Genomic DNA, 19,297 nt, shown 5'->3' on the forward strand with positions numbered 1-19,297 from the left:
CTTCAGGTGGAAGCAGGGTCGTCGCCGCGTGGGCACAAGAGGCGGCGCAGGCCAGCGCCGCGCAAAGTCGAAGAAAGCGCATGCAGGTTCAGTCTTGAGGAAGGCAGCCGGGGCCGGCCGCCGGTTTGTACAAATTGGTCTGCAGCACGACCTGCGTCTCGTCGCGCATGCCGTAGCCGATAGCGGTGACGCGAAAGAGGTAGTCGGCGTCACGGGCGCTCGCGCTCTGCAGCGCATCGGCCGGCCAGCCACCACGGCTGCGAACGGCTTCCACGATGTAGCGCGGTGCGCGGGCAGGCAACGCGCCCGCTCGCATTCCCGTGGCGGCATCGCCGCTGAAGTAGCGCTGTCCCGTGAAGGTGCCGTAGGCGACAGACCTGCCGCTGTCGGCGGAAAAATCGACGGTCGTCCACGCCGGATCGACACCCGGCTCCGAGGGTGCGCACAACCCCTGCTGCTTGCCGTCACCACCGCATCCTTCGACAAAGCCGCTCACGTCACGGCGGCTGAAGAGACAGAGGCGCTGCCGCGTGTCGTCGTTGGGGCCGAGTACATCGGTTTCGGCGTCGACGAGGGCCGCCTCGGCCGCCTGGAACGCCACCTCGGTGTCGCGGTCGTTGCGGGCGCTGCGTTCGTTGACCAGCGAGACCTGCGCCGCGCCGACGCCCAGCACGGTGGCCACGAGCAGTAGCAGCAGCACGACGATCAGCGAGAAGCCCCATTGCGGCGAACGACAGCGCGGGCTCACGATGCAAGCCCCTTCATCGGATTGCGCAACATGACCGTGAAGGTCGCGACGCGACGCAGCCTGCCGTCCGCTGGCGGCCTGAAACTCAACTCGGAAAAATCGGTGCCCAGCGGATAGAGCACCTCCTCCGCCTCTGGCCCCCCGCCCCGGGCGTGCGCGCTGCGTGCCACCATGCCGATGCGCAACCCGACCACCTTGCGCCATTCGTCGGCGACCTTGTCTTGCGACGCGGCCATCGCCTCGAGCTGGGCGGCGTCCATCCACTGATCGGGGACGCCATCGCCATCGGCGTCGTGGCCGTAGACGACCTTGAAGACCTCGATGCCGCGCGCCAACGGCTGTGCCTGGAACGGGCCGTTCTTCGAGGCGCGGTATTTGCAATAGAGCTCGGGCTCCTTGTCCGCGGCTTCGGCGATGTAGAAGAAGCTCCAGGCGCGGTCCGCGGACACCGGCTTGTCCGCCGAGGGCCCGGGTTGCGCGAAGCCCATGCAATCGATCATGGCGCCGTCGGGCTCGGTGCCATCGCCTCCCGGGCGGCTGCGGCCGAAGAAGCGGATCCGCAGGGAATCGCTCGCGTTGACGCCGCGGGTGTTGTGCGCGCCGTAGCTGTCGCCGACACCGCTGACACGCGTATCGCTCGCGCCCACGATGTCGAGGTCCAGGGGGTCGTTCGATGACGCCGTCGCGCCGCTCGCGATCGTTGCCGCACCGTCGGGGCTCTGGGAGTCGGGCGCGTAGTCGGCGTAGCCGGCTTGCCGCACGACGGTCCTCACGACGAAGCCCGCGAACCTCAGCGACTCCTCCACCGCCTGCGCATCGGCATCGACCGTGAACAGCCACTGGCTGCCGATGAACGCGGCCGTGGCCGCGAGCACGACCACCAGCGCGATGGCCATGGCGACCAGCAGTTCGACCAGCGTTACGCCGCGCTGACGTACATCGCCCATGGGATCAGGAACCGGCTTGGCCATCGTGTGCATGCCCCGCGACCAGCTGCATCACCAGGCGCGGCGCCGCCGACGACTGCACCTTGGCGCTTCGCACCGTGCGCGGTGTCCAGCCGAGTTTCACGACCAAGGTGTGCCCCGTCTGGCTGCACGCCCACGTGTATTCGTCCGCCGCCGCATTCCAGGGCGCTTCGTCGAAGCACACGCTCAGGCGCGCATCGGGCAGGGCCTTGGCGATGCGGCGCTTCCACTCGCTCATGTCCCACGTCGCAAGGTCCGCGGTGCTGCAGGCCGCACCGGACGCCACGCAAGCACCGCCGGCGGAAGCGGCACCCGGTGCGGCGCCTTCACGCCAGTCTTCGACAAGGTACGCATTGGCCGCGTCGTTGCGCGCGGCCACGCCCTTGTTCATGCGCACCTTTTCCGACAACTCGCGCGCCAGGTTGAGCGCCGCCGTGAACGTGGCCGTTTCATTGCCGGTGCGCACCGACGCGAGCAGCATGCCGATCGTTCCGAGCAGCCCCACGCTCAGAACGACGATGGAAACCAATACCTCCACGAGCGAAAAGCCCGCGGCCCGATGCTTCGTTGAAGCCATGTTCGATGTCCTCCCTGATCTGCTGCAACTTGTGTTGCTTCTTTGTTCCCGCCATCGAACTTCGAGCGTAGAGGCCGCGTGCAACGGCGCGCGCACCGTTCATCCGCATCGGCATGCCGCTCGTATGATCGAACGGCACCGGTGTTAAATTTTTCCGTCCATCCCCCTCTCCCTGTTTTCATGCCCTCACCCGAACAAGACACGCAGCACATCGCGACGGCCTTGCGCCTGGCTTCCGACGCGCTGCTGCTGACCGATCCGAACCCGCGCGTGGGCTGCGTGCTGTGCGATGCCGGCGGGCGCGTGCTGGGCCAGGGCCATACGCAGAAGGCCGGCGGTCCGCATGCCGAAGTGATGGCGTTGCGCGATGCGGCGGCGCAGGGCCATTCGGTCGAAGGCGCGACGGCCTACGTCACGCTGGAGCCCTGCTCGCACCATGGCCGCACGGGCCCCTGCTGCGATGCGCTGATCGCGGCCGGCATCGGACGGGTCGTGGCCTCATTGGCCGATCCGAACCCGCTGGTCGCGGGCCAGGGCTTCGAGCGGCTGCGCGCGGCGGGTGTCGAGGTCGAAGTCGGCCCCGGCGCCGCCGAATCGCGCGAACTCAACATCGGCTTCTTCAGCCGCATGGTCCGCAAGACACCGTGGGTGCGGCTCAAGGTGGCGGCCTCGCTGGACGGCAAGACGGGCTTGGAGAACGGCGTGAGCCAATGGATCACCGCCGAGGCCGCACGCACCGACGGCCATGCCTGGCGCGCCCGCGCGAGCGCCGTGCTTACCGGCGTCGGCACCGTGCTCGAAGACAACCCGCGCCTGGACGTGCGCCTGGTCGAGACGCCGCGCCAGCCGTACCTCGTGGTGGTCGACAGCCGCCTCCAGACACCGCCTGACGCTCACATATTCATAGCGGGCCGCCCGGTCTGGATCTATGCGGCCGTGCGGGACGAAGCCAGGGCCGCCGCGCTCGAAGCCCGCGGCGCCACCGTCACCTGCCTGGCGAATGCCGATGGCAAGGTCGATCTGGGCGCGATGTTGAAGGACCTGGCGGCGCGCGGCGTCAACGAGTTGCACGTCGAGTCGGGCCACAAGCTCAATGGTTCGCTGCTGCGCGAGGGCTGTGTCGACGAACTGCTCGTTTACCTCGCGCCCAAGGTGATCGGCCGCGGGCTGGACATGGCCAGCCACATCCACGCAGACGGTCCGCTGACCGCGCTCGCGGGCGCCCTGCCCCTCGAATTCAGGTCCGTCGACATGCTGGGGCCGGACATCCGGATCCTCGCCCGGGTCCGCGAGAAAGACGCCTTCTAGAGAGGCGGATCGTGGCCGCCGCCGCCGGCCAGCCTCGAGGCGAGCCGGGCCTCTCCCTCGGGGGGTGGCGAATTACATGGCGCAAAGCGCCATGAAAAGCCGGGGGGCCTTCGATGTCTGCGAAAATGTGCGAATGTTCACCGGAATCATCACCGGCGTGGGGCGCATCGCCGCCATCCACGACCTCGGCACCTCCTCCTCCTACGGCAAAAGACTCAGCATTGCGGTGCCTGACGGCTATCTCGACGACGTCGGGCTGGGCGACAGCATCGCGCTGAACGGCGCCTGCATGACCGTCACCACGCTCGCCCCCGAGCGACAGCAGTTCACCATCGACATCTCGGCCGAATCCCTCGACAAGACCGCGGGCCTCACCGACGAAGGCAGCCGCATCAACCTCGAGAAGGCCCTGCGCGCCAGCGACCGCCTGGGCGGCCACATCGTCTCGGGCCATGTGGACGGCATCGGCACGGTGAGCTTCTTCCAGCCGGTGGGCGAAAGCTGGGAACTGCGCGTGGTCGCACCGCCCGCCCTCGCCCGCTTTCTTGCCTACAAGGGCTCGATCACCATCAACGGCGTGAGCCTCACGGTCAACAGCGTGAAAGACATCGCCGACGGTGCCGAGATCAGCATCAACCTGATCCCGCACACCGTGGACAACACCTCCCTGGGCGGCCTTTCGGCCGGCTCGAAGGTCAACCTCGAAATCGATACCGTGGCGCGCTACGTGGAGCGGATGCTCCAGGCCGGCGTTCTGGTCCCGCCGACCGCCACGTACTCCAAGGACACCGCCGAATGAATGCCTCCGTCACGCCGATCGGCGCCGCCCCCAGCGCCGCGCGCGCCCCCGCACCGATCGCCTCGGTCGAAGAAATCGTGGCCGAGCTGGCCGCGGGCCGCATGGTGATCCTCGTGGACGAGGAAGACCGCGAGAACGAGGGCGACATCGTCATCGCGGCCGACCACATCACGGCCGAGTCCATCAACTTCATGGCGCGCCATGCACGCGGCCTCATCTGCCTCACGCTCTCTCGCGAAATGTGCGAGCGGCTGCAACTGCCGCCGATGGTTGCGCGCAACGGCGCCAAGCACTCGACCGCCTTCACCGTGTCGATCGAAGCGGCCGAAGGCGTCACCACCGGCATTTCGGCCGCCGACCGCGCCCGCACCGTGCAGGCCGCCGTGGCGCGCAATGCCGTGGCCGCCGACCTGGTGCAGCCCGGCCACATCTTCCCGCTGCAGGCAGTGGACGGCGGCGTGCTGATGCGTGCCGGCCATACCGAAGCCGGCTGCGACCTGGCCGCCATGGCCGGCTGCTCGCCCGCCTCGGTGATCTGCGAGGTGATGAACGAAGACGGCACCATGGCGCGCCTGCCCGACCTGCAGATCTTCGCGGCCGAGCACGACATCAAGATCGGCACCATCGCCGCGCTCATCGAGCACAGGAGCCGCACCGAATCGCTGGTCGAGAAGGTCGGCTGCCGCGAGATTCAAACGGCCTGGGGCGCCTTCACCGCCCACGCCTTCACCGACAAGCCCAGCCGCGGCGTGCACCTGGCGCTGGTGCGCGGCAAGTGGTCGCCCGAAGACACGGTGTCGGTGCGCGTGCACGAGCCGCTCTCGGTGCTCGATGCGCTCGAAATCAACCGCTCGCTGCACTCCTGGAGCCTGGACGCCAGCCTCTCGCACATCGCGACCGAGGGCAAGGGCGTGGCCGTGCTGCTGAATTGCGGCGAGACCGCCGGCGAGCTGCTCGCGCAATTCGACGGCACCGCGCGTCCCGCGCAGGCCCCCGAGCGCGGGCGCATGGACCTGCGCAGCTACGGCATCGGCGCGCAGATCCTGCGCGAATGCGGCGTGCACAAGATGAACCTGCTGGGCACGCCGCGGCGCATGCCCAGCATGGCAGCGGGCTACGGCCTGGAAATTGCCGGCTACCTCAAAAGATGACGTACACCCCCAGTCTTCGCGCACTTCGTGTCGCTTCGCCAACCCCCTTGCAGGGGGCGATACCTGCGGCCCGGCAAAGCCGGTTCCGCGGTATTTCCAACAGGAGCAATTGAGATCATGCAAGGTGCAAACAAGGGAGCGGATGCGAAGCCGCTGAACGGCAAGGGCCTTCGCATCGGCATCGTGCAGGCGCGCTTCAACGCCGACATCACCGACGCGCTGGCGGCGGCGTGCCTGGCCGAGCTCGAAGCGCTGGGCGTGGCCGCGGCGGACATCCATCACCTGAAGGTGCCTGGCGCGCTCGAAGTGCCCGTGGCGCTGCAGGCGCTGGCCGAGCGCGGCGGATACCACGCGCTCGTCGCGCTGGGCTGCATCATCCGCGGCGAGACCTACCACTTCGAACTGGTGGCCAACGAATCGGGCGCGAGCGTGAGCCGCATCGCGCTCGATTACCGCCTTCCCATCGCCAACGCGATCCTCACCACCGAAAACCTGGCACAGGCTGTCGCACGGCAAACAGACAAGGGCCGCGATGCAGCCCAGGTCGCCGTCGAGATGGCGCAACTGCTGGCTACCCTTTCATGACCGAAGACACCACCAAGGCAGGCGGCGCCAAGCCCCGCCAGACGCGCACGGGCCTTACCAGCACCGGCGCGCGCAAGGCTTCGGCCAAGTCGAACCGCAGCCGCGCACGCGAGTTCGCGCTGCAGGCGCTCTACCAGCACCTGGTGGGCCGCAACGACCCGACCGACATCGACCACTTCACGCGCGACCTCGCCGGCTTCCACAAGGCCGATGCCGCGCACTACGACGCGCTGCTGCACGGCTCCATCGACAACGCCGAAGCGCTCGACACGCTGATCCGCCCGCTGCTGGACCGCAAGTTCGAGGAGATCTCGCCCATCGAGCACGCCGTGATGTGGATCGGCGTGTACGAGTTCCAGAACTGCCCCGACGTGCCGTGGCGCGTGGTGCTCAACGAGTGCATCGAGCTCGCCAAGGAATTCGGCGGCACCGACGGCCACAAGTACGTGAACGCCGTGCTCAACGGGCTGGCGCCGCAGTTGCGGCCGCTCGAAGTGGAAGCCGACCGCGCATCCGGCAAGGCGAAGGCATGAGGATTTCGACGCGCGCGGAGCGCATCGAGCCCTTCTATGTGATGGAGGTGGCGAAGGCCGCGGGCGTGCTCGCGCGCGAGGTGGCGCACACCGACCGGCCGATGATCTTCCTGAACATCGGCGAGCCCGACTTCACCGCACCGCCGCTGGTGCAGGAAGCCGCCCTTCGCGCCGTGCGTGCCGGCGCCACGCAGTACACGCAGGCCACCGGCCTTGACCACCTGCGCGAGCGCATCAGCGGCTGGTACCGCGAGCGCTTCAACGTCGACGTGCCGGCCCGCCGCATCGTGGTGACGGCCGGCGCCTCGGCCGCGCTGCAGCTGGCGTGCCTGGCGCTGATCGAATCGGGCGACGAGATCCTGCTGCCCGACCCGAGCTACCCCTGCAACCGCCATTTCGTCAGCGCTGCGGACGGCAAGGCCGTGTTGATCCCGACCACGGCCGAAGAGCGCTTCCAGCTCACCGCCGCCAAGGTCGAGGCCGCCTGGACCGACAAGACACGCGGCGTGCTGCTCGCTTCGCCCTCCAACCCGACCGGCACCTCGATCGCGCCGGACGAGCTGCGCCGCATCCACAAGGTGGTGTCCGATCGCGGCGGCATCACGCTGATCGACGAGATCTACCTGGGCCTGTCCTACGACGATGCCTTCGGGCAGACGGCGCTGGCCATCGACGACAACGTCATCAGCATCAACAGCTTCAGCAAGTACTTCAACATGACCGGCTGGCGCCTGGGCTGGCTGGTGGTGCCCGAAGCGCTGGTGCCGGTGGTCGAGCGGCTGGCGCAGAACCTGTTCATCTGCGCGAGCACGGTGTCGCAGTACGCCGCGCTCGCCTGCTTCGAAGCGCCCAGCATCGCCGAGTACGAACGCCGCCGCGCCGAGTTCAAGGCGCGCCGCGACTGGTTCATTCCGCAGCTCGATGCCCTGGGCCTGAACGTGCCCGTGGTGCCCGATGGCGCCTTCTACGCCTGGGCCGACTGCTCGAGCTTTGCCGAGAAGCTCGGCATCTCGGGCAGCTGGGATTTCGCCTTCGAGACCATGAAGCGCGCCCACGTCGCCATCACGCCGGGCCGCGACTTCGGCACGGCCGAGACGGCGAAGTTCGTGCGCTTCTCCACCGCGAGCTCGATGGAACACCTGAAGGAATCGGTCGAGCGCCTGCGGGCGATGGCCGAGAACCGGGCGCAATGAGCGCAGCGCCGGGCCGCCCCAGGCAAGCGCGCGCCGCAGTGCAACGCACAGAGGCATGCCGGTGAGCTACGCGTTCCCGATCCGCGTCTACTGGGAAGACACCGATGCCGGCGGCATCGTGTTCTACGCCAACTACCTGAAGTTCATGGAGCGCGGGCGCACCGAGTGGCTGCGCTCCCTGGGCATCGCGCAGCGCAAGCTGCGCGAAGAAACCGGCGGCCAGTTCGTGGTGAGCGAAACGCAGCTCAAATACCATCGGCCCTCGCGCCTGGACGACGAACTGCTGGTGACAGCCGATGTTCAACAATTGGGCACCGCGTCATTGATAATCAGACAGCAAGTGCTATCAAAAACAGAGCAAGAGCGAACCGGTGCCCCGGAACCGGTCTTGCTGTGCGAAGGCACGATCCGCATCGGGTGGGTGGATGCCGCCACATTGCGCCCCGCACGCATACCGCCCCAGGTTTCGGGAACCCTCGAGCACTACGGCGGCTCCATGACTCAACCTTTCAAGCCATGAACCAAGATCTTTCCATCATCAACCTCCTGCTCCACGCCAGTTTCGTGGTGCAACTGGTCGTGCTGCTGCTCGTGATCGTCTCGATCGCCAGCTGGGCCGCGATCATCCGCAAGTACTTCGCGCTGCGGCGCATGCGCGCCCTGAACGACGACTTCGAGCGCGAGTTCTGGTCGGGCACCAGCCTGAACGAGCTGTTCGCCTCGGCCGCGCAGAACGCCAAGTTCGCGGGCCCGATGGAGCGCATCTTCGCCTCGGGCATGCGCGAATATCAAAAACTGCGCGAGCGCCACGTGAGCGACCCTGCCACCCTGCTGGACGGCGCCCGCCGCGCGATGCGCGCGAGCTTCCAGCGCGAGCTGGACGCGGCCGAGCAGAACCTCTCGTTCCTGGCCACCGTCGGTTCGGTGTCGCCCTACGTGGGCCTCTTCGGCACCGTCTGGGGGATCATGCATGCCTTCACGGGTCTGGCCGCCCTCGCGCAGGTGACGCTCGCCACCGTGGCACCCGGCATCGCCGAAGCGCTGGTGGCCACGGCCATCGGCCTCTTCGCCGCGATTCCCGCGGTGGTCGGCTACAACCGCTTCGCCCGCGAGATCGACAAGATCGCCATCGCACTGGAGACCTACATCGAGGAGTTCTCCAACATCCTGCAGCGCAACCTCTCGGCCAACCCGGGCGCCGCCGCCGCAGCCACCACGGTGGCTCCGGCCAACCGCTGAACGGATAGCAGCGCATGCCCGCCGTTTCATCCCGGGGCCGAGGACGCCGCACGATCAACGAGATCAACATGGTCCCGTTCATCGACGTGATGCTGGTGCTCCTGATCATCTTCATGGTCACCGCGCCGCTCATCACGCCGAGCGTGATCAACCTGCCTTCGGTCGACCGCGCCAACAAGCAGCCCGACAAGCCGATCGAGATCGTCATCAAGAGCGATGACGAAGTGCAGATCAAGAAGGACCCGTCCACCGGCACTGGCGGCACGTCGATCCCCATGACGCAGATCGGCGCGGCCGCCAAGCAGGCACAGGGCGGCGACGCCGAGCGCCCCGTGGTCATCAGCGCCGACAAGACGGTGAAGTACGAAACCGTCGTGAAGGCGATGAACCAGCTCAAGCGCAGCGGCATCGAGCGCGTGGGCCTGTCGGTCACGACCACGGGCGGCAAATAAGGCATGTCGCTCGCACTGGATCGCCCCGAGTTCGCGCCTCCGCCGCAGCGCGGCACGCCGCGCGCCGTGGTGCTCGCCCTCATCGCGCATGCGTTGCTGATCGCGGCGCTGACGTGGGGCGTGCGCTGGCGCAGCGACGCCGACGAAGGCGCCGTCGATGCGGAGCTGTGGTCGTCCACGGTGCAACAGGCCGCGCCGCGCCTGTCCGCACCGGAGGCGCCGACGCCCGCTCCCGCGCCGCCCCCTCCTGCGCCCACGCCGCCACCGCCTCCAGCAGCCAAGGCCCCCGAGCCCGCGCCCGCCCCCAAGGCCCCCGACATCGCCCTGGAGCGCGAGAAGAAGCTCAAGGAGCAGAAGGAACAGAAAGAGCGCGAACTCGAGCAGCAGCAACAGCAAAAGAAAAAAGAGCTCGAAGCCAAGCAGCGCGCCGAAGACGACGCCCAGCGCAAGAAGGAACAGCAGCAAAAGCTCGCCGACCAGAAAAAGCAGCAGGAGGCCGACGCCAAGCAGGTCGACGCCAAGAAAGCCGAGGCTGCCGCCAAGCAGGCGGCGGCAGACCGCGCGGCGACGCTCAAGCGCATGCAGGGTCTGGCGGGTGCGAGCGGTGCCGACGACGCCAAGGGCAATGCGCTGCGCTCCTCGGGCCCATCGAGCGGCTATGCCGGGCGCATCGCTGCGGCGGTCAGGCCCAACATCACCTTCGACAACAGCACCGTGGACGGCAACCCCACCGCCGAGTTCGCAGTGAATCTCGCACCCGACGGCACCATCGTCGGCGTGAAGCTCACCAGATCCAGCGGCTTGCCGGCCTGGGATGAAGCCGCCGAACGCGGCCTGCACAAGACCGAAAAAGTGCCGCGCGACATCGACGGGCGCATTTTCCCGTCGCTCATCGTGACGCTGCGTCCCAAGTAGATCCAGTTCGGCGCGCATCTAACGCGCAGCTAAGAAAACGAGGGCCTTCCGGGTGACGGACACGTCACCCGGAACTCGATAATCGGGGCTCATGAATCCCAATGGCCGAATCCGCTACGGCAGCAGCCCGCTCCTCGCAAGCCCCACCCCCGTCTGGCGCAGCAAGTTCATCGTGGCCAGCATCGCCTTCGGCTTCGTGCTGCTGGCCGGCCGGGCCGCTTATGTGCAGGTCTTCAACCACGACTTCTTCCAGCACCAGGGCGAGGTGCGCTACCAGCGCACGCTGGAGCTGCCCGCGAACCGCGGGCGCATCCTCGACCGCAACGGCCTCATCCTCGCCTCCGACATCCCGGCGCCCAGCATCTGGGCCATTCCCGAGGACATCGAGCGCGACGACCCCGCCGTGCAGGCCAAGTTGAAAGAGGCCGCCAAATTGCTCGGCATGCCGCAGAAGGAGTTCGACAAGAAGCTCGAGGACGAGGACAAGACCTTCGTCTGGATCAAGCGGCAAGTCGACACCGCGGTCGGCAAGCAGATCACCGATCTCGGCATCAAGGGCCTCTACCTGCGCCGCGACTACCGGCGCCAGTACCCCGAGGGCGAGGCGGCCGCGCACCTGGCGGGCTTCACCAACGTGGAGGACATCGGGCAGGAAGGCGTCGAGCTCGCCTTCAACAGCGAGCTGGCCGGCAAGGCGGGCTCGCGCCACGTGATCAAGGATCGCCTGGGCCACATCGTGGAGGACACCGAAGACCAGGTGCCACCCACCGAAGGCCACGACATCCAGCTGAGCATCGACGACCGGGTGCAGTTCGTGGCCTACGAGAAGATCCGCGACGCCGTGGTGGCCAACAAGGCCAGGGCGGGCAGCGTGGTGGTGGTCGATGCCGCGACGGGCGAGCTGCTCGCCATGGCCAACTACCCGAGCTACGACCCGAACGACCGCCGCAACCTCACCGGCGAACAGCTGCGCAACCGCGCGATGACCGACGTGTTCGAGCCCGGCTCCACGATGAAGCCGATCACCATCGCCACCGCGCTGCAGCTGGGCCGCGTGACGCCGCAGACCATCATCGACACCAACCCGGGGCGCATCACCGTGGCCGGCGCCACGATCCACGACGACGAGAACTTCGGCGTGCTCACGGTGCAGGGCGTGATCCAGAAATCGAGCAACGTGGGCGCCACCAAGATCTCGCAGCGCATGACGGCGCAGGAAATGTGGAACTCGTTCACCTCGCTGGGCCTCGGCCAGAAGCCGCAGACGCCCTTCCCCGGCGCGGTGACCGGGCGCCTTCGGCCCTGGAAGTCGTGGCGGCCGATCGAGCAGGCCACCATGTCGTACGGCTACGGCCTCTCGGCGTCGCTGTTCCAGATCGCGCACGCCTACACGGCCTTCGCGCACAACGGCGAGGTCATCCCGGTGGGACTCCTGAAAAGCGCCGACACCGATCCGCCCGGCGTGCAGGTGTTCTCGCCGCAGGTCGCCAGCGAGGTGCGCAAGATGATGCACCTGGCCGCCGCGCCCGGCGGCACCGCGCCGCTCGCGCAGACCGAGGGCTACTCGGTGGGCGGCAAGACCGGCACCGCCCACAAGCAGGTCGGCAAGGGCTACGCGAGCAACAAGTACCGCGCCTGGTACACCGGCATGTCGCCCATCGACAAGCCCCGCATCATCGTCGCGGTGATGATCGACGAGCCCGGCGCGGGCAAGTACTTCGGCGGGCTGGTCGCGGCGCCGGTGTTCAGCCAGGTGGTGCAGCAGACGCTGCGCATCCTGAACGTGCTGCCCGACCTGCCCGTGACGTCGATGGCGCATTGATGGCGCATTGATGGCGCATTGATGGCGCATTGCCTGCACCCCGCTCGTTTAGGATCGTCAGCAATTCATTGCCTGGCGCTCCTGACATGGTCGACACCCCTCCTGCCGTTCGCCTCGAAGACCTGACCCCGCTCCCCTACCAGCAGGCCCTGGCCGCCCATCTGCAGGCGAACGAGCCCGAAGTCTGGCGCTGGGCCGCTTCCGCCGAGGCGCGCGAGGAGCATGCCGCGGCCGTCCGCGCGGACCTGCTGCGCAATTCGTACCGGCTCGATGCCGACGCCCACCCCGAGTTGCACGCGCACTGCAACGCGGCGGTGCAGCGCCTGGGCATCACGGCGCGCGTCGCGCTCTACCAGGCGGGCGACGGCACGATGAACGCCACGCTCTTCTTCCTGCCGGGCGAGGCGCACATCGTGCTCTCGGGCCCGCTCATGGAGCGCCTGCAGGGCGCGGAACTGCAGGCCGTGCTCGGCCATGAACTGGCGCACTACCTGCTGTGGGAGCGCGACGGCGGCAGGTACCACGTGGTCGACCGCATCCTGCAGGCCGCGGCGGCCGATTCCCGCGCCGACGCGAGCCACCTGCACGCGGCGCGGCGCTACGGCCTGTATACCGAGGCCTTTGCCGACCGCGGCGCCTGCATCGCCTGCGAGGCGCTGGAACCCGCGGTCACCGCATTGGTCAAGGTGCAGACCGGCCTCGCCCAGGTCAACGCGGCCAGCTACCTGCGGCAGGCCGACGAGATTTGCGCCGCGCCCGAACTCCAGACGCGCGGCACCAGCCACCCCGAGGTGTTTGTGCGGGCGCGGGCACTGCGCCTGTGGACCGAGCGCCAGCCCGAGGCCGACGAATGGCTCGCCGGCGCGCTCGAAGGCCCGCTGGACCTCACCACGCTCGACCTGCTCGGCCAACAGCGCGCCGATGCACTGACGCGCGAGACCATCGCCCAGTTGCTGCAGCGGCCGTTCCTGCAGTCCGAATCGCTGCTGGCCCATGCGCGCCGCTTCTTCCCGAACTTCGCCCCGCCCGCCAGTCCGATGCCGCCACCCGGCCCGGTGCCGGCGGGCGTGCACGACTACCTGGCCAGCGTGCTGGTCGATTTCGTCGCGGCCGACCCCGAACTGGACGACGTCACCCTCGCCGCAGCGCTCGGTCTCGCCGAAGCGATGGGCTGCACCACGCAGCTCGAAGAGCGCGTGGTCAAGGACATGCGCTTTCCCAAGCGCAGCCTCACCCGCGTGAAGCGCGACGCCGCCACGCTGCTCGAAAAAGCAGCCGCACAACATCTGCAGGGCGCCTCCGCATGAGCGCAGCGCCGGGCCGCCCCAAGCAAGCTCGCACCGCAGTGCGAAGCACGAAGGTATTCGAATGACCGCCGCCATCGCCCCCCTGCTGCAACTGCTGGACACCGCCGACGCCCACGGCGGCCTGCAGACCGACGATGTGCTCAGCCTCGTGCTGCCGCTGCTGCGCGAGGTGTCCGCATTGCACGAGCAAGGCAAGGTGGCCGCGCTCGGCAGCGCCTACGCCTACCGCGTCGACGACACGCCCGCCCTCGTGCTCGTGCAGCCCGAAGGCACCGAGCCGCGCCAGAACCGCGAAGCCATCGCGCCGCTCGAAGCGCCCGCCGCCTCCGTGCTGCGCGTGGTCGGCGAGCACCGCGTGACGCTCGATGCCGACGAAGGCGTCTCGGTCGAGAACCTCGCGCTCATGGCCGACGCCGCGCCCGACGCCCTGCCGACGCGCCCTGTCTACCTGCCGGGCTACACCGCGTGGGAATTGCGATTCGCGCACCACGACGCGCTCACCGACATCCTCTGCCTCGGCCAGGTGCTCGCGAGCCTCTCGTGCGGGCTCGATTTCTCCGACAGCGAGGCGCTCGCCCGCTTCGTGGCGAACCGCGGCAACCTGTTCGCGCTCAACCGCCGCCTGCACCCCGTGGTGAGCGCCGTGATCGGCGAGATGACCGCGCTCGATCGCCACGAACGCGCGCGCGACCTGCCCTCGGTGATCCGCCGGCTCGAAACCTACCGCGACCAGCCGCTGGACCTGGGCCTGGACCGCATCGCGCCCGCGAAAGACGGCGCAGGCCAGCGCCGCCAGGCGATCCGCGTGCACCTGCGCGATCGCCTCTTCGACCTCTCGCGCCGCAACCGCCTGCTGCACTTCAAGCCGAGCCAGACGCATGTGAACCTCACGGTGGCGAGCGTGCCGCTGGTGGTGGACATCAAGAACATCCGCGTCGACCAGCTGTGCGTATGGGACGGCCGCTTCGCCAGCGACATCGCCACCTGCGACCCCGTGCCGCTCGCGCGCTGGCTGCGCTTCGAAGACCAGCCGTACCTGCCGGGCGCGCTCGACCGCATCCTGCAGGAGGCGCGGCGCGACCGTTCCGAATACGGCTTCTCGCAGCTGTCGCTGGTCATCGCCTTCCTGCGCTGGCACAACCTGAAGGAGGGAGAGACCGAACGGGCCGAGCGCATCGCCTCGCCGCTCCTCATGCTGTCGGTCGAACTCACGCGCAAGAAGGGCGTGAAGGACCAGTACCTGCTGGAAGCCGCCTCCAGTGAAGCGCAGGTCAACCCGACGCTCAGGCACCACCTGCGCCAGCTCTACGGCATCGTGCTGCCCGAGACCATCGACCTGCGCGAAACCACCATCGAGCAGTTCCACGCCCAGCTGGCCGCGCAGATCGCGGCGAGCGAGCCCGGCGTGCAGTTGCGGCTGGTGAAGCAGCCCGAGATCGAGCTGATCCACCAGCGCGCCCGCCAGCGGCTCGAACAGTTCAAGCGGCGCACCCGCGTGCGCAACCCCGGCGCGCAGCCTTTGGGAGTGCAGGCAGCACAGGACTTCAGCTACGCGAAGGACGACTTCCGGCCGCTCGGGCTGCAGCTCTTTCACACCAAGGTGCGGCCGGTTCCGCTGGCGCTGCGCGATGCGGTCGGCGCGCGGCCCCTGCCGCGCGCGCCGCAGATGGCGTCCACCGCCGCGCAGACCGAGCAGCAGACGTACGCGCTGCATGAAAGCAGCGGCAATCCCTACCAATGGGACGTCGACCTCACCTCGGTGACGCTCGGCAACTTCAACCACCGCAAGATGTCGCTGGTGCGCGACTACTCGGCGCTGAGCGAAACCGAGATCGCGAGCGATGCCTTCGACCGCGTGTTCTCGCTGCAGCCGCGCCAGGTCGATGCCGAGACGCCGGCCGCGCTGCCGCTGGCCGACCAGTGGCCCGTGGTGCAGGCCGATGCCACGCAGACCGCCGCCGTGGCGCTCGCGCGCACCGGCACCAGCTACATCATCCAGGGGCCGCCCGGCACGGGGAAGTCGCAGACCATCACCAACCTCATCGCCGACTACGTGGGGCGCGGGCAGCGCGTGCTCTTCGTCTGCGAGAAGCGCGCCGCCATCGACGTGGTGTTCCATCGCCTCCGGCAGCAGGGGCTGGACGAGCTGTGCTGCATGATCCACGACTCGCAGGGCGACAAGAAGGCCTTCGTGCAGAACCTCAAGAAGACCTACGAGCACTGGCTCACGGCCCCCGAGGAACTGGACGCGGAGACCCGCGAGCGCACGCAGCTCGTGGACACGATGGACGCCGACCTGAAGGCGCTCGAACGCTTCGACGCCGCGATGCGCGAGGCACCCGCGCACCTGGCCGTGACGGTGCGCACGCTGATGGCACGGCTGGTCGCGCTCAAGCCGCACGACCCGGCGCTCACACCGCTGCAGGCGGAGGCGCTGCCCGCGTTCGCGGCATGGCGCCAGCATGCGGACCTGGTCGCGCGCCTGCACCTCGCTGTCACCGAAAGCCTCGACGTGCCGTACCTCTCGGCGCATGCATTCGCGCAACTCGCGCCCGCGTTGCTGCGGCAGGAGCGGCCGTTGGCACGGCTGGTTGAACTCGGCGATCGCGCGGCGGAGCAGATCGGCCCGCACCGCGATGCGTTGACCGACGCCTGGCCGCCGCTGGGCGATGCCCCCACGCTCTGGGGCGATGCGCTGGCCGTGGTGGCCGACGCGCGCCGCGTCGCTGCGCTGGCTGCGCGCGGGCATCTCTCGCTGCTCGACACCGCACATCCCACCAGCCTCGCGTTCGGCGAGGCGATGGCGCAGCGCCGCGCGCTGCAGCAGGTGCTGAACGAAGCCCTGGCACGCACCGCCCACTGGAAAGACAGGTTCTCTCCGGGCGACACCGAAGCCGGGCTCGCCCAGGCCAAGGCGCAGCAGGGCTCCCTGCTGCGCTGGCTCCAGCCTTCGTGGTGGCGCCTGTCGGGCGAACTCAAGCGCCGCTACGACTTCGCCAGGCACGCGGTGCGCCCGCAACCCAGCCAGGTGCTGGAGGAACTGCTGGCCGAGCACACCGCCCGCGCGGCCGTCGGCAAGCAGGGGACGCAGATCGAAGCCACCTACGGCTGCACCGACCCCGACGATTTCGTGCAACAGCTCGACGCCCTGCGCCGCGGCGATGGCGCAGGCAACAACCTGCGCGCGACTTTCCACGCCCACCTGCGCACCGAGCCCGGCGCGAGCCGCAATGTCGAACGGCTGGCCGCCCTCGGCGAGCGCACCGACTCGCTCGATGCCCTGTGGCACGACCTGCTGGACGACCCCGCCGCCCAGCCACTGGCCGCGCTCGAAGCGCTGGCCCGCACGCTGCGCGAACAGGCCGATACGCTGCCCACCGTGCTGCCGCACCTGCAGGAACTGGCCGATGCCGACCCGGCCCTGGCCAAGGCCCTGCGCACCCTGCCGCTCGCCCCCGAAGCCATCGAATACGCCGTCGCGCGCGAAGGCCTGGAGCGCGTCTACCGCACCGAACGCTGGCTGCCGCGCTTCGACAGCGCCGCGCTTGCGCGCCATGCGCAGCGTCTGGCCGACGGAGAGCGCCAGCTGCTCGGCCGCAACGCCCGCACGCTCGCCGCCGCGGTGCGCCAGCGCTTTCGCGACCACGTGCAGAAAAGCGCGCTCCCCGCGAGCCAGCTGGACGCCGGCGGCAAGCTCTTCAAGAAGAGCTACAACGCGGGCCGGCGCGAGCTCGAACACGAGTTCGGCAAGACCATGCGCTACAAGGCGATCCGCGAACTCGCCTCGGGCGAGACCGGCCAGGTCGTGCGCGACATGAAGCCGATCTGGCTCATGAGCCCGCTCTCGGTGTCCGACACGCTGCCGCTCGCGGCCGACCTCTTCGACGTGGTGATCTTCGACGAGGCGAGCCAGATCCCGGTGGAAGAAGCCGTGCCCGCGCTCTACCGCGCGCCGCAGATCATCGTGGTGGGCGACGAGATGCAGCTGCCGCCGACGAGCTTCTTCTCGTCGGGCCGCGACCCCGAGGACGACACCGTGTCGGTCGAGGATGAGAGCGAAGGTGGTGGCGATCGCATCGCCGTGGTGCTCGATGCCGACAGCCTCTTGAACCAGGGCGCGCGCAACCTGCCGGCCACGCTGCTCGCCTGGCACTACCGCAGCCGCTACGAATCGCTGATCGGTTTTTCGAACGCGGCCTTCTACGCGGGCAACCTCTTCACCATTCCGGACCGGAGCCTTCCGGCGGATGCGCGCGAGGAGATCCTCGTGCAGTCGCGCAGCCCGTCGGACGAATCGGTGGCCGCGAACGTCGACGCCCTGCTCTCGCGCGCCATCAGCTTTCACCGCGTGACCGATGCGGTGTACGAGAACCGCATCAACGACGGCGAGGCGCGCCACATCGCGCAACTGGTGCGCGAGCTGCTCAGGCGCGAGACCGGGCGCAGCCTGGGCATCGTCGCGTTCTCCGAAGCGCAGCAGACCGAGATCGAGGCCGAGCTCGATGCGCTGGGCGCCATCGACAGCGACTTCGCCGCGCGGCTGGAAGCCGAGTACGTGCGCGAGGAAGACGACCAGTTCTGCGGCCTCTTCATCAAGAACCTGGAGAACGTGCAGGGCGACGAGCGCGACATCATCATCCTGAGCATCTGCTACGGCCCGAACCCCGAGGGCCGGATGCTGATGAACTTCGGCCCGATCAACCAGCGCGGCGGCGAGAAGCGGCTGAACGTGATCTTCAGCCGCGCGCGGCACCACATGGCCGTCGTCTCGACCATCCGCCACGAGGCGATCACCAACGACCACAACGAAGGCGCCGCGGCGCTCAAGCAGTTCCTGCGCTATGCGGAGTGCCTGTCGCGCGGCGATTCGGCCACGGCGCGGCGCGTGCTCGAAAGCATGAACCCGCTCACGCGCGGCAGCAGCGCGCAGCATGCGCGGGCCGACGAGGTGACGGCGCAGCTCGCAGCCGCGCTGCGCGCGCGCGGCCACGCGGTCGACGAACAGGTGGGGCAGTCGCGCTTTCGCTGCGACCTCGCGCTGCGTGCACCGGGTGCCGGGCACTATGCGCTGGGCATCCTCGTGGACACGGCCACGCATTACGAGAACCGCAACGTGCTGGAGCGCTATGTCTCGCGGCCGCGCGTGCTCGATGCGTTCGGGTGGCAGGTGGTGCAGGTGCTGGCCAAGGACTGGCTGCATGCACCGGAGGCAGTGCTCGAACAGATCGAGCAGGCGCTCCGGAAAAAGGGTGGCAAGGGCGGCGTGGCTGCTGAGCCCGCCGCCGCCGCCGGGGTCAGCGCGCCAGGCTCAGCCGCTTGACGTCCAGCTCGGCCTTGCCGACCAGGTCCTTGTCGAACTCGCCCGAGATCTCGACGCGCACCTTGTCGTCGATCTTTACGCCCGCGGGGAAGTGCTTGGCGTCGATCTCCACCTTCATGCGGCCGGTGTCGTCGGCGAAGGTGTAGTGCTCGCCGCCATCGTGCGAGACGATGAAGCCGCGCAGCGTGGCGTGCTGGTCGTCCTTGCCGGTGTCCAGCAGTTGCTTGACCGTCATCGTCGGCACGCTGCTCGGGCCGGCGTACTGGGCGAAGGCGGCGGACATCGCCAGCGACATGCCGAGCGCGAGCGAGGCGGTCTTCAGGGTCTTGGTCTTGTGATGGGTCATGGCAATCGTTCCTCCTCGAACAGCCTGGTTGTGA

17 protein-coding genes are annotated in these 19,297 nt (G+C 68.7%); 13 read left to right on the forward strand and 4 right to left on the reverse strand.

What is annotated here, in order from left to right; translation table 11 throughout:
- Positions 1-88: 88 nt before the first annotated feature.
- Genes BM133_RS09845 through pilV form a run of 3 tightly spaced genes read right to left on the reverse strand, consistent with a single transcriptional unit; the run spans position 89 to position 2,293 of the window.
- Positions 89-748, reverse strand: coding sequence for a pilus assembly PilX family protein (locus BM133_RS09845; protein ID WP_093433346.1), 660 nt, complete (start codon positions 746-748; stop codon positions 89-91).
- Complete coding sequence (locus BM133_RS09850; protein ID WP_177224771.1) at positions 745-1,695, reverse strand: PilW family protein; 951 nt, start codon at positions 1,693-1,695, stop codon at positions 745-747. Before BM133_RS09850 ends, BM133_RS09845 begins: the two co-directional genes overlap by 4 nt.
- Positions 1,696-1,699: 4 nt before the next feature.
- Complete coding sequence (gene pilV / locus BM133_RS09855; protein ID WP_093433349.1) at positions 1,700-2,293, reverse strand: type IV pilus modification protein PilV; 594 nt, start codon at positions 2,291-2,293, stop codon at positions 1,700-1,702.
- A 180-nt stretch (positions 2,294-2,473) separates the two neighbouring features.
- On the opposite strand from pilV, the gene ribD reads away from it, so the two are divergent.
- The 13 genes from ribD to BM133_RS09920 all read left to right on the forward strand — a co-directional run bounded on the left by ribD (position 2,474) and on the right by BM133_RS09920 (position 18,917).
- Complete coding sequence (gene ribD / locus BM133_RS09860; protein ID WP_093433351.1) at positions 2,474-3,601, forward strand: bifunctional diaminohydroxyphosphoribosylaminopyrimidine deaminase/5-amino-6-(5-phosphoribosylamino)uracil reductase RibD; 1,128 nt, start codon at positions 2,474-2,476, stop codon at positions 3,599-3,601.
- A gap of 133 nt (positions 3,602-3,734) precedes the next feature.
- On the forward strand, positions 3,735-4,400 hold the full coding sequence (locus BM133_RS09865; RefSeq protein ID WP_093433352.1) for a riboflavin synthase: 666 nt from the start codon (positions 3,735-3,737) through the stop codon (positions 4,398-4,400).
- Positions 4,397-5,551: a bifunctional 3,4-dihydroxy-2-butanone-4-phosphate synthase/GTP cyclohydrolase II gene (gene ribBA / locus BM133_RS09870; protein ID WP_093433354.1), complete on the forward strand. Its 1,155-nt coding sequence runs from the start codon at positions 4,397-4,399 to the stop codon at positions 5,549-5,551. Before BM133_RS09865 ends, ribBA begins: the two co-directional genes overlap by 4 nt.
- Before the next feature lie 117 nt (positions 5,552-5,668).
- Complete coding sequence (gene ribH, locus BM133_RS09875; protein WP_093433355.1) at positions 5,669-6,136, forward strand: 6,7-dimethyl-8-ribityllumazine synthase; 468 nt, start codon at positions 5,669-5,671, stop codon at positions 6,134-6,136.
- Positions 6,133-6,669 (forward strand): transcription antitermination factor NusB, encoded by a 537-nt coding sequence (nusB, locus tag BM133_RS09880; protein ID WP_093433357.1) that lies wholly within the window; start codon positions 6,133-6,135, stop codon positions 6,667-6,669. The genes ribH and nusB overlap by 4 nt, the downstream gene beginning before the upstream one ends.
- Entirely contained in the window at positions 6,666-7,862 is a 1,197-nt protein-coding gene (locus tag BM133_RS09885) for a pyridoxal phosphate-dependent aminotransferase (RefSeq protein WP_093433358.1), read from the forward strand. The genes nusB and BM133_RS09885 overlap by 4 nt, the downstream gene beginning before the upstream one ends.
- A 61-nt stretch (positions 7,863-7,923) precedes the next feature.
- Positions 7,924-8,382: a tol-pal system-associated acyl-CoA thioesterase gene (ybgC, locus tag BM133_RS09890; protein ID WP_093435216.1), complete on the forward strand. Its 459-nt coding sequence runs from the start codon at positions 7,924-7,926 to the stop codon at positions 8,380-8,382.
- Complete coding sequence (gene tolQ, locus BM133_RS09895; RefSeq protein ID WP_093433360.1) at positions 8,379-9,101, forward strand: protein TolQ; 723 nt, start codon at positions 8,379-8,381, stop codon at positions 9,099-9,101. The genes ybgC and tolQ overlap by 4 nt, the downstream gene beginning before the upstream one ends.
- Before the next feature lie 14 nt (positions 9,102-9,115).
- Entirely contained in the window at positions 9,116-9,553 is a 438-nt protein-coding gene (locus BM133_RS09900; RefSeq protein WP_093433361.1) for an ExbD/TolR family protein, read from the forward strand.
- Between the two features lie 3 nt (positions 9,554-9,556).
- On the forward strand, positions 9,557-10,468 hold the full coding sequence (gene tolA / locus BM133_RS09905; protein ID WP_093433363.1) for a cell envelope integrity protein TolA: 912 nt from the start codon (positions 9,557-9,559) through the stop codon (positions 10,466-10,468).
- 91 nt (positions 10,469-10,559) lie between these two features.
- Positions 10,560-12,290 (forward strand): peptidoglycan D,D-transpeptidase FtsI family protein, encoded by a 1,731-nt coding sequence (locus BM133_RS09910; protein WP_093433365.1) that lies wholly within the window; start codon positions 10,560-10,562, stop codon positions 12,288-12,290.
- An 86-nt stretch (positions 12,291-12,376) separates the two neighbouring features.
- Positions 12,377-13,597 carry a SprT-like domain-containing protein gene (locus BM133_RS09915; RefSeq protein WP_093433367.1) on the forward strand — a complete coding sequence of 407 codons (1,221 nt, stop codon included), beginning with the start codon at positions 12,377-12,379 and terminating at the stop codon, positions 13,595-13,597.
- A 61-nt stretch (positions 13,598-13,658) separates the two neighbouring features.
- Positions 13,659-18,917, forward strand: a complete 5,259-nt coding sequence (locus BM133_RS09920) for an AAA domain-containing protein (RefSeq protein WP_256219114.1) — start codon at positions 13,659-13,661, stop codon at positions 18,915-18,917.
- On the opposite strand, the gene BM133_RS09925 is transcribed toward BM133_RS09920, so the two are convergent.
- Complete coding sequence (locus tag BM133_RS09925) at positions 18,892-19,263, reverse strand: YgiW/YdeI family stress tolerance OB fold protein (protein WP_177224772.1); 372 nt, start codon at positions 19,261-19,263, stop codon at positions 18,892-18,894. The genes BM133_RS09920 and BM133_RS09925 overlap by 26 nt on opposite strands.
- Between the last annotated feature and the right edge of the window lie 34 nt (positions 19,264-19,297).

Origin of the sequence: Variovorax sp. 770b2 (assembly GCF_900115685.1) — a bacterium.
Lineage (GTDB): Bacteria > Pseudomonadota > Gammaproteobacteria > Burkholderiales > Burkholderiaceae_C > Variovorax.

Bases quoted from the DNA above. Each gene is read 5' to 3' on its own strand.
- BM133_RS09850 (WP_177224771.1), bottom strand. From the start codon at position 1,695: ATGGGCGATGTACGTCAGCGCGGCGTAACGCTGGTCGAACTGCTGGTC.
- pilV (WP_093433349.1), bottom strand. From the start codon at position 2,293: ATGGCTTCAACGAAGCATCGGGCCGCGGGCTTTTCGCTCGTGGAGGTA.
- ribD (WP_093433351.1), top strand. From the start codon at position 2,474: ATGCCCTCACCCGAACAAGACACGCAGCACATCGCGACGGCCTTGCGC.
- BM133_RS09865 (WP_093433352.1), top strand. From the start codon at position 3,735: ATGTTCACCGGAATCATCACCGGCGTGGGGCGCATCGCCGCCATCCAC.
- ribBA (WP_093433354.1), top strand. From the start codon at position 4,397: ATGAATGCCTCCGTCACGCCGATCGGCGCCGCCCCCAGCGCCGCGCGC.
- ribH (WP_093433355.1), top strand. From the start codon at position 5,669: ATGCAAGGTGCAAACAAGGGAGCGGATGCGAAGCCGCTGAACGGCAAG.
- nusB (WP_093433357.1), top strand. From the start codon at position 6,133: ATGACCGAAGACACCACCAAGGCAGGCGGCGCCAAGCCCCGCCAGACG.
- BM133_RS09885 (WP_093433358.1), top strand. From the start codon at position 6,666: ATGAGGATTTCGACGCGCGCGGAGCGCATCGAGCCCTTCTATGTGATG.
- tolQ (WP_093433360.1), top strand. From the start codon at position 8,379: ATGAACCAAGATCTTTCCATCATCAACCTCCTGCTCCACGCCAGTTTC.
- BM133_RS09900 (WP_093433361.1), top strand. From the start codon at position 9,116: ATGCCCGCCGTTTCATCCCGGGGCCGAGGACGCCGCACGATCAACGAG.
- tolA (WP_093433363.1), top strand. From the start codon at position 9,557: ATGTCGCTCGCACTGGATCGCCCCGAGTTCGCGCCTCCGCCGCAGCGC.
- BM133_RS09910 (WP_093433365.1), top strand. From the start codon at position 10,560: ATGAATCCCAATGGCCGAATCCGCTACGGCAGCAGCCCGCTCCTCGCA.
- BM133_RS09915 (WP_093433367.1), top strand. From the start codon at position 12,377: ATGGTCGACACCCCTCCTGCCGTTCGCCTCGAAGACCTGACCCCGCTC.
- BM133_RS09920 (WP_256219114.1), top strand. From the start codon at position 13,659: ATGACCGCCGCCATCGCCCCCCTGCTGCAACTGCTGGACACCGCCGAC.
- BM133_RS09925 (WP_177224772.1), bottom strand. From the start codon at position 19,263: ATGACCCATCACAAGACCAAGACCCTGAAGACCGCCTCGCTCGCGCTC.